General features: G+C 61.9%; 13 protein-coding genes and 1 tRNA gene. 5 read left to right on the top strand and 9 right to left on the bottom strand.

What is annotated here, in order from left to right; genetic code table 11:
* Window positions 1-6: 6 nt before the first annotated feature.
* Window positions 7-702: a response regulator transcription factor CtrA gene (gene ctrA / locus ACZ89F_RS02385; protein ID WP_006203583.1), complete on the bottom strand. Its 696-nt coding sequence runs from the start codon at window positions 700-702 to the stop codon at window positions 7-9.
* Window positions 703-1,153: 451 nt separating this feature from the next.
* Here ctrA and ACZ89F_RS02380 point away from each other — a divergent pair, with 451 nt between their 5' ends.
* Window positions 1,154-1,531, top strand: a complete 378-nt coding sequence (locus ACZ89F_RS02380) for a flagellar export protein FliJ (RefSeq protein ID WP_109659601.1) — start codon at window positions 1,154-1,156, stop codon at window positions 1,529-1,531.
* A gap of 95 nt (window positions 1,532-1,626) precedes the next feature.
* On the opposite strand, the gene ACZ89F_RS02375 is transcribed toward ACZ89F_RS02380, so the two are convergent.
* Complete coding sequence (locus tag ACZ89F_RS02375) at window positions 1,627-2,025, bottom strand: winged helix-turn-helix transcriptional regulator (RefSeq protein ID WP_476090236.1); 399 nt, start codon at window positions 2,023-2,025, stop codon at window positions 1,627-1,629.
* Window positions 2,026-2,115: 90 nt separating this feature from the next.
* Here ACZ89F_RS02375 and ACZ89F_RS02370 point away from each other — a divergent pair, with 90 nt between their 5' ends.
* Both ACZ89F_RS02370 and ACZ89F_RS02365 read left to right on the top strand, forming a co-directional pair.
* Window positions 2,116-3,042: an NADP-dependent oxidoreductase gene (locus tag ACZ89F_RS02370; RefSeq protein WP_476090235.1), complete on the top strand. Its 927-nt coding sequence runs from the start codon at window positions 2,116-2,118 to the stop codon at window positions 3,040-3,042.
* Window positions 3,043-3,446: 404 nt separating this feature from the next.
* Complete coding sequence (locus ACZ89F_RS02365) at window positions 3,447-3,731, top strand: hypothetical protein (protein WP_476090234.1); 285 nt, start codon at window positions 3,447-3,449, stop codon at window positions 3,729-3,731.
* Window positions 3,732-3,942: 211 nt separating this feature from the next.
* Here the strand turns inward: ACZ89F_RS02365 and sciP are convergent, their stop codons facing one another.
* Window positions 3,943-4,218 (bottom strand): CtrA inhibitor SciP, encoded by a 276-nt coding sequence (sciP, locus tag ACZ89F_RS02360; RefSeq protein WP_013529904.1) that lies wholly within the window; start codon window positions 4,216-4,218, stop codon window positions 3,943-3,945.
* A gap of 284 nt (window positions 4,219-4,502) precedes the next feature.
* Here sciP and mnmA point away from each other — a divergent pair, with 284 nt between their 5' ends.
* On the top strand, window positions 4,503-5,693 hold the full coding sequence (gene mnmA / locus ACZ89F_RS02355) for a tRNA 2-thiouridine(34) synthase MnmA (protein ID WP_476090233.1): 1,191 nt from the start codon (window positions 4,503-4,505) through the stop codon (window positions 5,691-5,693).
* A 101-nt stretch (window positions 5,694-5,794) separates the two neighbouring features.
* On the opposite strand, the gene ACZ89F_RS02350 is transcribed toward mnmA, so the two are convergent.
* On the bottom strand, window positions 5,795-6,754 hold the full coding sequence (locus tag ACZ89F_RS02350; RefSeq protein ID WP_476090232.1) for a Gfo/Idh/MocA family protein: 960 nt from the start codon (window positions 6,752-6,754) through the stop codon (window positions 5,795-5,797).
* Window positions 6,755-6,994: 240 nt separating this feature from the next.
* Here ACZ89F_RS02350 and ACZ89F_RS02345 point away from each other — a divergent pair.
* Window positions 6,995-7,071 (top strand) — tRNA-Met (locus ACZ89F_RS02345).
* A gap of 266 nt (window positions 7,072-7,337) precedes the next feature.
* Here the strand turns inward: ACZ89F_RS02345 and ACZ89F_RS02340 are convergent.
* The 5 genes from ACZ89F_RS02340 to ACZ89F_RS02320 form a co-directional block, all read right to left on the bottom strand.
* The gene (locus tag ACZ89F_RS02340; protein ID WP_476090231.1) at window positions 7,338-8,342 is read right to left on the bottom strand and encodes an energy transducer TonB; all 1,005 of its coding nucleotides are present in this window, start codon (window positions 8,340-8,342) and stop codon (window positions 7,338-7,340) included.
* Window positions 8,339-8,839, bottom strand: a complete 501-nt coding sequence (gene exbD / locus ACZ89F_RS02335) for a TonB system transport protein ExbD (RefSeq protein ID WP_476090230.1) — start codon at window positions 8,837-8,839, stop codon at window positions 8,339-8,341. The genes ACZ89F_RS02340 and exbD overlap by 4 nt, the downstream gene beginning before the upstream one ends.
* A gap of 4 nt (window positions 8,840-8,843) precedes the next feature.
* Complete coding sequence (gene exbB / locus ACZ89F_RS02330; protein WP_476090229.1) at window positions 8,844-9,758, bottom strand: tonB-system energizer ExbB; 915 nt, start codon at window positions 9,756-9,758, stop codon at window positions 8,844-8,846.
* A gap of 541 nt (window positions 9,759-10,299) precedes the next feature.
* Window positions 10,300-10,905, bottom strand: a complete 606-nt coding sequence (locus ACZ89F_RS02325; RefSeq protein ID WP_476090228.1) for a biliverdin-producing heme oxygenase — start codon at window positions 10,903-10,905, stop codon at window positions 10,300-10,302.
* Window positions 10,906-10,929: 24 nt separating this feature from the next.
* On the bottom strand, window positions 10,930-13,431 hold the full coding sequence (locus ACZ89F_RS02320) for a TonB-dependent receptor (RefSeq protein WP_476090227.1): 2,502 nt from the start codon (window positions 13,429-13,431) through the stop codon (window positions 10,930-10,932).
* Between the last annotated feature and the right edge of the window lie 272 nt (window positions 13,432-13,703).

The raw sequence follows: 13,703 nt of genomic DNA, 5'->3' as shown, positions 1-13,703 counted from the left end.
GATCGCTCAGGCGCTGACGCGGATGTCTTCCGGTTCGCGCAGCACATAGCCGCGCCCCCAGACCGTCTCGATGTAATTCTGGCCGCCGGATGCCGCGTCGAGCTTCTTGCGCAGCTTGCAGATGAAGACGTCGATGATCTTGAGCTCTGGCTCGTCCATGCCACCGTAAAGATGGTTGAGGAACATTTCCTTGGTCAGCGTCGTGCCCTTGCGCAGCGAGAGCAGCTCCAGCATCTGGTATTCCTTGCCGGTCAGATGCACGCGCTGGCCGCCGACTTCGACGGTCTTGGCATCGAGGTTGACCACCAGGTCGCCGGTGGTGATGACCGACTGGGCGTGCCCCTTGGAGCGCCGCACGATGGCATGAATGCGGGCAACCAGCTCATCCTTGTGGAACGGCTTGGTCATATAGTCATCGGCGCCGAAGCCGAGGCCGCGCACCTTGTCCTCGATGCCGGCCATGCCGGAGAGGATGAGGATCGGCGTCTTTACCTTGGAAAGGCGAAGCGTTCTCAAGACCTCGTAACCCGACATGTCAGGCAGGTTGAGATCGAGAAGGATGATGTCGTAATCGTAGAGCTTGCCTAGATCGACGCCCTCTTCACCGAGATCGGTCGTGTAGACGTTGAAACTTTCCGATTTCAGCATCAGCTCGATGCTTTGTGCGGTTGCACTGTCATCTTCTATCAGCAGAACACGCATTTCATTCCCCTTTTCTGCTGCCGGACCATTTCACGACCCGTCCGGACCCGGAGCAGTGGTTGCCTTGTGCAGAGGCTGCCATCAAATGGTTAACAAAACCTAATTTCCCGTCCATGACGGTACCAGATTTTTTAACCTCTTTCTACACCCTCTTGAATCTAATAACGAATCTCAGAACCAAATTCCTAATGCAACACATCAACAATCTGGACTAAGCGACTCCAGGGACTCATCGACATCGCTTCCGCATCGGCGGCCGGAATTTTTACCCGGCCTTAAGTCCTGACCCGTATGATTAACAATGCCCGTAAACGAATGGTTACCGCCGGCAAAAAACTTTAGGGTTTTGTTTCCCATAGTTCGGGGAAAGCCGGTGGACACGGGTGCGGCCTGGGCTCTTCCAGGTGGTTTGGACGATAAGTGCGGGTGTGCGTTTCCGGGAGTACGAATCATGAAGTCACGTGAAAACCTCGTTCGGCTGAAACAGTTTCAGGTGAATGAGAAGCGGCGGCAGCTGCTGCAGCTCGACATGATGATCGCCGAGTTCGAACGCATGGCCGTCGAGCTGGAGCTTCAGATCACCGCCGAAGAAAAGAAGGCCGGCATCACCGACATCAACCATTTCGCCTATCCGACCTTCGCCAAGGCGGCGCGTTTGCGCCGCGACAACCTCAGAAATTCGCAAAGCGACCTCGCGCAGCAGCGAAGCACTGCCGAATCATTACTCGGCGAAGCTGAAGCGGAGCTTTCCAAGGCGGAAATGCTGGAATCGCGTGACACCAAGATCCGCGAAGCCGAAATCGGCGGCCGCAGCGCCATGATCGGCTGAAGCCGGCCTGTCCGCGACATCAGCGCTTGCCACCCCGGTGAGTGCATGATCTCGGTTGGCCCTGCGGAAGGCCGCCAAGAAAACCGAGAGCCGCCCTAGGCGGCCCAATCCCTTTCACTATCGGCAATTGCCCTTGCACGGGCATCCTTGATGTCTGGTGCATGCTGCTCCGCCCATGATCTGATCTGGGTAAGCAGTCCCGCTAGGTTCTGGCCGAGTTCGGTCAATTCATATTCGACACGCGGCGGGATGACAGGGAAAATCTCGCGCCGCACCAGTCCGTCACGCTCGAGCACGCGCAACGTCTGCGTCAACATCTTCGGCGTGATGCCTTCGAGCTTGCGGGCAAGCTCGCCATTGCGCAGCCGCCCTTTGCGCAGCGCGCAAACCACCAGATAGACCCATTTGCTGGCCAGCATCTCCAGCACGGTGTGCGAAGCACATGTCCGCCGGAACGCGTCATAGCCAAAAGGGGCGCCGTCGTCACTATCCATAAGGTGCGTATATATCAGAAAGGTACATACTGGACAAGAGACCATTACTATCCAAATGATAGTGGCACAAATCAAGCAGGAGATGTCCCAATGCGTGCCGTTATCCAGAATTCCGTCGGCGGACCCGACGTCCTTGTCATTGCCGATCGGCCCGACCCGACACCAAAGGCCGGCGAAGTGCTGGTCCGCGTCAAGGCCGCCGGCATCAATCCGGTTGATGGCTCCGTTCGCGCCGGCCACTATCAGCTGCTCGGCGAGCCACCCTTCATCCTGGGCTGGGACATCTCGGGGACAGTCGAGGCGCTCGGCGCAGGCATCACCGGCTTCAAGATCGGCGACGAGGTGTTCGGCATGCCGCGCTTTCCCAAGCAAGCGGCGGCCTATGCGGAACTGGCGGCTGTGCCTGCCGATGAAATCGCACTGAAACCGGCGGGCGCCGACCACCTCCAGGCAGGCGCCCTGCCATTGGCCGGCCTGACCGCCTGGCAGGGCCTCGTCCGGCATGGCGGGCTGAAGTCGGGCCAGCGCGTATTGGTGCATGCGGGAGCCGGCGGCGTCGGCCATCTGGCGGTGCAGATCGCCAAGGCGCGCGGCGCCTATGTCATCGCCACCGCCAGCACGCAAAAGCTCGATTTCGTCCGCAAAATCGGCGCCGACGAGGTGCTCGACTACACCAAAAGCGATTTCACCGCCCAGGTTCGCGACATCGATCTGGTGCTGGAGCCGCTGGGCGGCGAGCATGCCGAACGCTCACTGAAGGTGCTCAAGGACGGCGGCGTGCTGGTTTCACTGCTCAATGTCAGTGACGCCGCGAAGGCGCAGGCCAAGGCGCGAGGGATCCGGGTCGAGCGCATGTCCGTCGTGCCCGACCGTGAAGGTCTGGTGGAACTCGGCAAGTTGATCGATGCAAAAAAGCTCATTGTCCATGTGGCGAAGAGCTTCCCGCTCGACCAGGCGGGGGCTGCTCAAGCCTTCCTCGCCACCAAGCCGATCGGCAAGGTTGCGCTGACGGTTTGAGCGCCAAAAGACTCGTTTCGAAAACGAAGGCGCGGCTTGTCGCGCCCCTATTTCCAGCGCGTGGGCGCGGACGAACCTCGTGCGGCACGCTGGATCGTCTCGCCTCGGCCCGGTTACCGGTTACATGCGAGATCGGCGACGTTGAGAAACGGGTGCGCGCTCGCGAATCCATTGGGTAGAACCAATTAGAACGGAACCTCCTATCGATCTTTAAGCCTTTTAACCCATGTTACAGAAGTTGGTAACAAGGAATACTTGGACTCTTAAGTTTTGGGGCAAATCGTGTGGTATATTCCGGGAGCATCGAGGAAAAGCGCAGATGGGTTCGAAGGGACGTCAACTTCCTTGTTCGGCTCATCTTCCCGTCACATGGCCTGCGAGAGGTACTGAGTGCCAATTTCCGCATGCTGGACCTGTCTGAGGGCGGAGCAGCGTTGTATATTGGCAGCTTTTCAGGCAGTCCGGATCACTTTTACCTGCAATTTGGTGACGACAAATCCGAACTCCTGAGCTGCTACCGGGTTCAAAGGACACAACACGTGCTGAGTTGCCGATTCAGCAATCCTCTCCCAACCGCACATATCGACGCGATTATTGCCCAGAAAGAGATGGACCTAACCATCGAAAGTCTTTTTTCGAAGACGAACGAGGATTTGGTCAACGACTTCCTCGGCTCATTTGTGGAATAGATTTCTTTCATATCTGATCGGGGAAGCGCGACCTTCTCCTCGCCCTGCAGACCCGAAAGGAGGGGCGACCCATGGCTCACCCCCGCGGGTCTGCGAGCGAGCTTGCGTTGTGGGCGATCGAAGGGGGTCCGCGCTCACCGGCCCGCGAGCGAAAAAAGGGACGGTCGCGCCGCCCCTTGATTCACGATTGCCGTTCCAGAAGCAAATCTTGCTAGTGCCGGTATTGCTGGATGCGCGTCGTGCGCAGCCCGGCAAGGCCATATTCGTCGATCGACGCCTGCCAGGACAGGAATTCCTCGGTGGTGAGTTTGTAGCGTTGGCATGCCTCGTCCAGGCTCAAAAGCCCGCCGCGCACTGCCGCAACCACTTCCGCCTTGCGCCGGATAACCCAGCGACGTGTATTCGTCGGCGGCAGATCGGCAATCGTAAGTGGGCTGCCGTCAGGCCCGATAACATATTTGACTCTCGGTCTAACCAGATCGGTCATCGTACTCTCTACAAAAAACTCAAAGACCCAATCCCCGCCACGTTACCGCCACAGCTTTAAAAATTGCCTAAGCAGACCCTAATGACTAGGTAAGGATCATGAACGCCGCGTTAGTCTTTTCGCCGGCATTTGAAACATCCGCCTGGAAGCGGCGGCAGTGCGCGAAAAATCCGCCCATTAACCGGAACGGTCGTCGCCTGTCGATCGGCCCTGCTGGCGTAGCCGCAAAGCTTGACCTATATTCGCGTCATTGGCATTCAAGCGCCGCGCAGAACGAAAGAACCATGAACAGCCTCGATCTTCCCGGACGTCCCGAAAACACCCGCATCGTCGTCGCCATGTCTGGCGGTGTCGATTCATCGGTCGTCGCTGGCCTGCTGAAGCGCGAGGGTTATGATGTCGTCGGCGTCACCTTGCAGCTCTACGACCACGGCGCGGCGACGCACCGGGCAGGTTCGTGCTGCGCCGGCCAGGACATCGACGACGCCCGCCGGGTTTCCGAGACGCTGGGCATCCCTCACTATGTGCTCGACTACGAAGAGCGCTTCCGCAAGGCGGTCATCGATCCCTTTGCCGAGAGCTACGTCGCCGGCGAGACGCCGATCCCATGTGTTTCCTGCAATCAGACGGTGAAGTTCGCCGACCTCCTGGCCACCGCCAAGGAGCTTGGCGCCGACGCCCTGGCCACCGGCCATTACATCCGCTCCGGTGCCAATGGCGCCCACCGCGCGCTCTACCGGCCGGTCGACGCCGACCGTGACCAGAGTTATTTCCTGTTCGCCACCACGCAGGCACAGATCGATTATCTGCGCTTTCCGCTTGGCGGCCTGTCGAAGCCGCAGGTTCGCGCCATTGCCGAAGAGATGGGGTTGACGGTTGCCGCCAAGCAGGACAGCCAGGACATCTGCTTCGTGCCGCAGGGCAAGTATTCCGACATCATCGCCAAGCTGAAGCCGACCGCCGCCAATCCGGGCGACATCGTCCACATCGACGGCCGCGTGCTCGGCCGCCATGAGGGCATCCTGCGCTACACGATCGGCCAGCGCCGCGGCATCGGCATCGCTTCCGGCGAGCCGCTTTACGTCGTCCATCTCGACGCCGACCGCGCCCGCGTCGTGGTTGGCCCGCGCGAGGCGCTGGAGACGCACAAGATCTATCTGCGCAACATGAACTGGCTGGGCGACGGACCGCTCACAGACGTCCCCCCTGGCGGCCTGGAACTGTTCGCCAAGGTTCGCTCGACGCGCCCGCCGCGCCCCGTCGTGCTGCATCACGGCAATGGCGCCACATGGGTGGAACTGGTCGACGGCGATTCCGGCATCGCGCCGGGCCAAGCCTGCGTGCTTTATTCCGACGACGGCAACGAGGCCCGCGTGTTCGGCGGCGGCTTCATCGAGCGTTCGGAGCGTGGCGCCGAGGCCGAGGCCATGCTGACCCGGCTTGCCGCCAGGCCGGCGCAGATTCCCGCCGAGTAGCAGGCTATCCCCTCAGAAACTGTTTCGAAACTCGCTCTGGCGAGCCATATGGCCGTTGTCTCCGGGCGCGAGGCGACGAACGCGGCCGGCGTTTGGGTCCGTCAGGATTTGGTGTGGGTGACCGTGCCGGCAGTCAGGATGCGCAGCACCCTGATCGCTTCCTCGCCGCTGGTGCGCGGTTCGGCACGCGTCTCGATGCACTGGATGAAATGCTCAAGCTCGCGCGTCAGCGGCATGCCCTGGGCAACCGCGACATAGGACGGCTCATTGGTGGTGAAGGCCCATTGGCCGCTGTCCTGCCACACCGCATGGCGGTAGACGGCAAGCTTGCGTTCCCATGGCTCGACATCGTCGAACACCGCCATCGCCTTGGTGCCGACCACGGTCAGCCGCCGCTCGCGATAGGGATTGAGACGCGAGGTGAAGAGGTGGCTGCGAAGGCCGTTGGGAAAGCGCATGTGCAGATGCGCGAAGTCGCTGAGATTGTCGAGCAGGGCGGCCCCCTCGCCGCGCACTTCAATCGGCTCTGTGCCGGTGATGGCCAGGATCATCGACAAATCGTGCGGCGCCAGGTCCCACAGCGCGTCGTTTTCGGTGTGGAACTTGCCGAGGCCGAGCCGGTGCGAATGGATGTAGCGGACTTCACCAAGTTCGCCCTTGTCGATCAGCCCCTTCAGCGTCTCGAAGGCGGGATGGAAACGCAGGACGTGGCCGACCATGAAGACGCGGCCATTGTCCTTGGCCGCCTGCACCGCACGCTCGGCGTCGGCAACCGTCAGCGCGATCGGCTTTTCCACCAGCACGTCCTTGCCGGCCTCGACGGCACGCACGGCAAGGTCGGCATGGAATTGCGGCGGCAGTGCCATGACGATGGCGTCGATATCGTCACGGACGAACAACTGGTCCGGCTCGATCGCCAGGCAGTCCTGCTCGCTGGCGAAGCCTTCGGCACGGGCCCGGTTGGTGTCGGAGACCGCGTACAGCGCGCCGAGCGCCTTGAGGGTGCGGATGTGGTTGCTGCCCCAGTATCCGCAACCGAGGACTGCAATGCGCGGCTTCATCTGTTTCAAACTCTAAAAACTCGTGGCCGAGACATAGCGACGTGCCCCCTCGAACTCAACCCCGGCGGCAGCAACCAAATGTCGGCGCGGCAAAGCTTTTCGATAATGACGATAAGCCGGCAAGCCGGTTGCTTCGAAGCTTGACAGGCTCACCCTCCCAACCTTATATCCGCGCGACCTTGGCGAACGCCCCCGACATGCCTTTCGATTTGAGGCGGATTTCGGGCCTTTCGCCGCCCTGGCGGGGTAGCTCAGTTGGTTAGAGCACGGGAATCATAATCCTGGGGTCGGGGGTTCAAGTCCCTCTCCCGCTACCACCATACCCCCCGACGCACTGACGCCGTTGGGGAAGGCTTTCTCCCCTAGGAGTGCCGTTAGACGTCCGGCGATTTCTACTTCGACTCCGCCGAGCCTTGATGGATCTCGAAACACGGTCACGGTTTCGATCAAGTCCCGCATTGCCTCTGCAGATTCGGATCGCCACTAGCAATGCCCTCGGCCAGCCCTGTCTGCAGCGCGCGCGGTGCCAAGCAGTGTGCCCAGCTGATCGACGATGCATAAAGGAGCTCAGTCAGTTATCCGTTCACCTGCTACTGAATCTGACGGGCGCGGTGATGGTCTTGTTGACGCCTGATGGCGGTGGGGGGACTGGGGAGGCGCGGCGCACGAGCGAGAGCACCTCGTTGTCGAGTTCGGCGAAGCCCGATGAGCGAGCGAGCGATACGGATAGCACGTTGCCGGCGTCGTCGATGCGGAAGCGCACATATGCGATGCCCTGCTCGCGGCGCGACTTCGCGCCCGAAGGATAGCGCTTGCGCCGCTCCAGATGCGCCATCAGCCGCGACTGCCAGCGGGCGGGAGAGACTGAGGAGGACAGACCGGAGGCCGTTTGCCGGGCAGCGTTGCGACTGGACTGCTTGACTTGTGCCTGTGCCTCGGACGCCGCCGTCGAGGCGGCCTGCTCCTGCTGCCGCTGCCGTGAGGGCTTCCCCTTCGGTGTCTCCTTCTTCCTGACTACCGGCCGCGTCTTCGCCGGTTGCTGACGGGTCACGACTTCCTGCTCCTCTAGAGGCGGCTTTGCCTCGGGTAGAGGCACTTCGACGCTGTCGATCTGCGCAAGGATCTCGCTATCCACCAGTTCGGTCTCTTCCTCGACGATCTCCTCCACGGGTTCGGCTGTCGCGACCTGCTCCGGCTCGACCTGCGGTTCGGGCTCGACGACTTCCGCGACCTCTGTCACCTCCTCGACACGTTCCGATACAGCCCCCTCTTCGACAGGCTTTTCGGGCGGTGTTTCCTCCAGCGTCTGCACCTGTTCGGCAGGCTGGCTCTGTTCAGCGCTCTGCTGATCGGGAGAGACCTCGTTCGCCTCGGTCATCACCGCTTCCGGCTCGGGAGCCAGCTCGATCATGATGGCGGCCGGGGGAGCCTCGTCGGCAGGCATGACCAGGGGTTCCCGCAGTGCCCATGCCACCCCGCCGACATGGGCGAGCAGGATCACGACGGCGGCGAAGGCCCACAGAAGGGCCTCGCACGAGGACAGCCGGTGAAGCGCATGCGCATGGACGATATCGGCGGAAGCGCTCATCGCTGCCCGTCTGGCGATGCCGGCGTTTCTGGCTTTGCGGCGCCCGGGGCTGACGACGCGGCGGGGGGCGTGGCGGGAACGCTCTCCAGCCCGACCAGCGCGACCCTGAGATAGCCGGCTGTGCGCAAAAGGTTCATCACCTTCATCAGTTCGCCGTAGTCGACCGACTGGTCGGCGCGCAGGAAGATGCGCGTCTCGAGGTCGCCTTCGGTGACTCCATCGAGCGCGGAACCCAGCGCCTCGCGCGCCACGGGATCGTTGCCGACGGCAAGCGTCAGATCCTCCTTCAGCGTCAGGTAGAGCGGCTCGTCGGGACGCCGCAGCGGCTTGGCCGTCGAGGCCGGCAAGTCGATGTTCACGTCGACGGTGGCAAGCGGCGCCGCCACCATGAAGATGATGAGCAGCACCAGGATCACGTCGATGAAGGGGGTGACGTTGATCTCGTGGTTCTCTTCCAGCTCGTCATGTTCGGTGCTGGCTCTGAGGCTTCCGGCCATGGCGCTATTCCGCCGCCTGCGAGCGCCGGGCGGGTTCCACGGCCGGCACCATCCGATAGTCGAGGTCGCGGCTGGCCAGCCGCTCGACGCCCGCGGCCGCATCCGCCAGCAGGTGCCGGTAGCCGGCGATGGTCCTGGCAAACACATTGTAGATCACAACCGCCGGGATCGCCGCGACCAGGCCGAGAGCAGTCGAGAGCAGCGCTTCGGCGATGCCGGGCGCTACCACGGCCAGGTTGGTCGTCTGCGCTTCGCTGATGCCGATGAAGGAGTTCATGATGCCCCACACCGTGCCGAACAGGCCAACGAAGGGGGTAGTCGACCCTATGGTGGCAAGAACACCAGTGCCTTTCGTCATGCGGCGCCCCGCCTGCGCCTCGATGCGCGACAGGTGCGAGGCGATGCGCTGTCGCAGCCCTTGCCCGCCGGCATGGTCGAGGGCGCCCGCCGAGCGGCGCATCTCGTGCTCGGCAGCCTGTACCAGCAACGCCGCCCAATCCCTGCGCCTGCCGAGCGTTCGCCCCGCCTGCGCAAGGCTGTCGGCAGCGATGATGGTCTTCAGCCCACGGCGCACGCGCATCTTCGCGGTCGCCAGCTCCAGCGACTTCGCCAGCCAGACGGTCCATGTCACCAGCGAGGCGAGGGCTAGTCCGATCATCACTGTCTTCACCACCCTATCGGCCGCCATGAACATCCCCCACGGCGACAGGTCGTGCGGCAGGTCGGCGCGACGCTCTGCTAGCGCCAGCATCTGCGAAACCGCGCCGGCCGGATCGTCGAGCAGCGATGGTGTTGGTTCCCCACCGGATGGGGAAGCAGACTCGTTCACGGCAGCATCGGCAGAAGCACCCGCCGGAGACGAGGATGGAGCGACAACGGTGCCGCCGCTGTCCCTGGGCGCTGTGGTCTTGATCGGCATCTGTCCCTCGTTACCGACGTTCGTCGCCGCATCGGTGGGAGCAGGCTGCGAAGCCGCCGCCCCTGCAGCCGCAGGCGCATTCTGCGCGGCAGTGCCGGATTCTGCATCTTGCTGAACCGGTGCGGACTGTAACCTGTCCGCCGGTCCACTTGTCTCCGGCCCTGCCTGCGCCTCGACCGGCGGCAAGGCCGGGCCTTCTGTGCTCGTCAGCGCAGGCGCGGCCTCTTGGGTCCGGGCCTGATCGGCAAAGGCCACGGACAGCAACAGCAGAGCGGCCCCGGCAAGGCGGACAGGCAACCGGCCACAAATAGGGTGGTCGCTATCTCCTTCGGCGCAGCTTGCCTTCTGATATGTCATGATCGTTCTTCTTCCGTCAGGCCGGGCGCAATGTGGGCGCGTGCGACAGGGTAGTGTTCACGGGCAGGAGCCCTGCGTGGTGCGGCAGTGACCGGACGCGATGAAAAACGATGCCAGCATGGGCTGACGGAGATGCCGTGCTGCCTTCATCGTACTGACGGTCGTCTCATATGGCAGGCTGTCTTCATCCGAACGTCTCCTCGACAAGGCTGTGGACGTGTCGGAAGGCTGCTTCCGTGCCGGCGATGACGCCGGCCTCGTCCCGATCGGACAGGCGTATCGCGTCGAGCGCCGCCACGAAGGTCCGCCAGTTGACCCCCCGCCCTTCCGGAGCGGCGGCCAGATGCCGGGCGCCGAAACTCTCCGACAGCCCGAGCTTCGCCGCCTCCTTCAGCAGGAACGCCGCGCCGAGATTGGAGCCTTCCGCCACATAGAGCCAGCCAAGCGCAGTCGGAATGTCCACCACGCCGTCAGCGGCAAATGCCCGCGAGGCATCTGGAGCCGGAACAGCGACATCGAGATCTTCAAGGTCCTGCTCGATCAGACGAAGCCGACGGCGGCCGGCAAGGTCGGGCAGTAGTCGATCCAACTCCGGATCGACATAAAGCGCGTCAATCTGTCTGTGGAAGCCATGCTGGACCTTCACAAACAATCCGTAGCGCTCGCGGCTCACAAACGGCTCGACCGCCATGATCGCCTGATCGAGGCGTCCATGCGTCGCGTGTGTGCGCTGCTTAAGACGCTTCGCGCGGCTGAGGTCAACTGGTTCTTCAACATCGATCATCGTCATACTGCGGACCTTAAAGGAGGAGTTTCAGAACTTGATGTTCAGCGACGCCGTGAACGTCCTGCCGGGCATGGCGTAGTAGTTGGCGCCGAGCGCGGAGACATAGGCAACGTCCGTCAGGTTGCTGATATTGAAGCGCGCCGTCGACGTGTCGGTGAGCTCAAACGAGCCATAGAGGTCGTAGACGGTATAGGCGTCGAGCTTGTAGTTGTTCTGCAGCGATCCGAACGTGGGCTCTGTCTGGCCGACATGGGTTACACGCCCACCAAGGGTCAGCTTCTCGTCGAACAGCCGCACGCCGCCATCGATCACGAACCGGATCTCCGGCTGGACGAACAGGACCGGCGTCTCCGGGCCTAAATAGCGGATTTTGCCATTGGCGTTGTAAGTCTCGGGCCAATTGGCGTCGTTATAAGTGAACGTGCCCCCCAGATACCACGACCGGGCGTCGTAACTGGCCTCAACCTCGACACCTTTCATCACCGTCGTGCCGTTCAGATTTACGTAACTTGTATATCGCCGGTCAGCTTCCTGATTATCGATTGTGCCAAGCGCGATGTAGTCCTCGATGTTCCGGTAGAAGCCGACCACCTTCAGGCGAAAGCTGTCATCATCCTTGAACAGCCCTTCGCGGGAGATGTTGGCGCCGATCTCATAGGTGTCAGCGCGCTCGGGCTCGAGATAGGGGTTCGGCGAATAGCCGTTCATGACACCGGAGTGGCCGCTGTTGAGGAAGGATTCCATGATGGTCGGCGGGCGAAAGCTTTTCGAGTATTTGACGAAGGGCTGCAGCCAGTCGGTGACGTTGATGGCCACCGTGGCGGTCGGTAGCAACTCTCCGACGGCGCGGTCGACGTCGAGGGCGTAGGCCGGATAATATTCCGGCCCATACACCGGAACCCACCTGTCCGGGGTCCCCCCAGTACACCCCCGGGCGTTACAGAATGGAGGGGTTCCCGGAACAAGAGTGTAGCTGATGATGTCGCGCGTCGGATTGCCGAAGATCGTGGTGGTTCCCGAGATGCGGTACCAGTCATAGCGCAGCCCGCCCTCGACGGTCAGCCAGTCGCCGTGCTCGAGCTTGGCGTTGACGAAGCCGCCGGCAACATCGCGTTTCCCACTCGGCATGCCGCCGGTGAGCGCATCCGTGTAGTCCACGCCATTCTCGACAACAGACGGCACCGTGGTCTCGCCATCATCGTGGAACGCTTCCGCACCGTAGTTAAACGACAATAGCCCGAGATTGGTATCGATGCGGCTGACGTTCTCGATGCTGCCGCCAAAGGTTGCCATCTTGTAGTTCGAGGGACCCTCGTCGAGCAGAAGGGTACCGCTATCGTCATTCTCGGTCTGGTTATAGTAGAAGCGCGCCTTCAGATCGATAAGATCGCTGTCCGGATCCCAGTCGAGGGCGGATGTGAAGGTGTCGTTGGCAATCCTCTGGGTAGACTCCAGGAGGGCTCCCTCGAAAAATATGGTGTCATAATTGCCGGTGTGGAATTCTGACGTGTTGTGCACCCATCCAAGCGTGAGCTTGAGGTCGTCAGTGAGGTCCGCCTCGGCTTTCAGGATCGTCGACATGACCTCCTGGCCGGAGAACAGCATGGTGTCTCCATTATAGGTCGCGCCGAGATCGACGCTGCCGTTCTTGCCGACTTCGTAGGCACCGATGTCCTTGTAGCTGATGCCGCCGAGGACCGAGAAGCTGTCGGAAATGCGAACCGCGGCGGCTGCCGAACCATCGAAATTAAAGCCGTTGGTTCCGGTCGTGCCGTTCAATTCTGCGCCCCAGTTCCGACCGGGCTCGATCAAATCGTCCGCCTCGATGGTACGGAAATTGACGAAGCCGCCAAGCGTACCGAGGCTGCCGACGCCGGACGTGCTGCTCTTCTCGATATCGATCTTGCGGATGAAGGCGGTATCGACATAGGTCCGCTGGGTGGCCCCATGACCGGAGCTCTGGAAGTTCTGCCGCGCGCCATCGATCATCATGCCGATGCGGTCCTGGTCCTGCAGGCCGCGTATGTTGACGTTGATACCGGGGTCCTGCGCTTCGGAGCGGTTGGCATAGACGCCGGCCACGGCGTCGAACAGATCGCGCGCATTGCGACTCGGGGTGTCCTCTATCGCCTCACGGGAAATCACGCTGACAGCCGCCGGCGTCTCGTAGACCCAGTCCGGCGTGCCCTGGAAGCCGGAACCGGAGGCCGCGAGCCTATCGCCCTTGCCGGTAACGTTGATCGTGTCGAGGACAAGGGATCCATCCGCAGCCACGGCTTCGCTGCCAGCGGAGGCTTGCTGCCCGACAAATGCCGTGCGGTCGGCCGTAATTCGGAAGGGGATTCCCGTTCCCTCGAGCATCTGCGTCAAGGCTTGCTGTCGAGTGAAGCTGCCATTGACGGCGCGGGATGTCAGCCCCTGCGTCGTCGATGACGCCAGCGTCACTTGCAAGCTGGACTGGCGACCAAATGCATTCAGGGCACTTGCAAGAGGCTGCGCTGGAATGTTGAAGGTGTGGACGGCATTCATCTCCGTTGCCGTCTGCGCGGTGGCAGGTTCGGGTCGCAGCGCATACGCAGAGAGTCCGATGAGCGCGGCGGTCGCAAGAAGCCGTGCAGCAAGTGCTGCCTTCAGGTTTCTGTTCTTTGGTCTAAATTCATTTCGACTTTCCTGCGAACGCATCTGCCCCAGTCTCCGGTATGCGGCGCATTGTCCACGCATGCGCTTCCCGACCCAAAGACGACCAGATCGAAGATTTTTTTCACGGGCGCCAAATTTTTTCCCTGTTCGCGATCTGCCGA

The organism is Mesorhizobium sp. USDA 3734 (assembly GCF_056279665.1).
The sequence above is the reverse complement of the archived record's forward strand: the minus strand, read 5'-3'. Positions and strand labels throughout refer to the sequence as shown.

What these genes read in the sequence shown, in the direction of transcription:
- ctrA (WP_006203583.1), bottom strand. Translation starts at nt 702, where the DNA reads ATGCGTGTTCTGCTGATAGAAGATGACAGTGCAACCGCACAAAGCATC.
- ACZ89F_RS02380 (WP_109659601.1), top strand. Translation starts at nt 1,154, where the DNA reads ATGAAGTCACGTGAAAACCTCGTTCGGCTGAAACAGTTTCAGGTGAAT.
- ACZ89F_RS02375 (WP_476090236.1), bottom strand. Translation starts at nt 2,025, where the DNA reads ATGGATAGTGACGACGGCGCCCCTTTTGGCTATGACGCGTTCCGGCGG.
- ACZ89F_RS02370 (WP_476090235.1), top strand. Translation starts at nt 2,116, where the DNA reads ATGCGTGCCGTTATCCAGAATTCCGTCGGCGGACCCGACGTCCTTGTC.
- ACZ89F_RS02365 (WP_476090234.1), top strand. Translation starts at nt 3,447, where the DNA reads ATGCTGGACCTGTCTGAGGGCGGAGCAGCGTTGTATATTGGCAGCTTT.
- sciP (WP_013529904.1), bottom strand. Translation starts at nt 4,218, where the DNA reads ATGACCGATCTGGTTAGACCGAGAGTCAAATATGTTATCGGGCCTGAC.
- mnmA (WP_476090233.1), top strand. Translation starts at nt 4,503, where the DNA reads ATGAACAGCCTCGATCTTCCCGGACGTCCCGAAAACACCCGCATCGTC.
- ACZ89F_RS02350 (WP_476090232.1), bottom strand. Translation starts at nt 6,754, where the DNA reads ATGAAGCCGCGCATTGCAGTCCTCGGTTGCGGATACTGGGGCAGCAAC.
- ACZ89F_RS02340 (WP_476090231.1), bottom strand. Translation starts at nt 8,342, where the DNA reads ATGAGCGCTTCCGCCGATATCGTCCATGCGCATGCGCTTCACCGGCTG.
- exbD (WP_476090230.1), bottom strand. Translation starts at nt 8,839, where the DNA reads ATGGCCGGAAGCCTCAGAGCCAGCACCGAACATGACGAGCTGGAAGAG.
- exbB (WP_476090229.1), bottom strand. Translation starts at nt 9,758, where the DNA reads ATGCCGATCAAGACCACAGCGCCCAGGGACAGCGGCGGCACCGTTGTC.
- ACZ89F_RS02325 (WP_476090228.1), bottom strand. Translation starts at nt 10,905, where the DNA reads ATGACGATGATCGATGTTGAAGAACCAGTTGACCTCAGCCGCGCGAAG.
- ACZ89F_RS02320 (WP_476090227.1), bottom strand. Translation starts at nt 13,431, where the DNA reads ATGAATGCCGTCCACACCTTCAACATTCCAGCGCAGCCTCTTGCAAGT.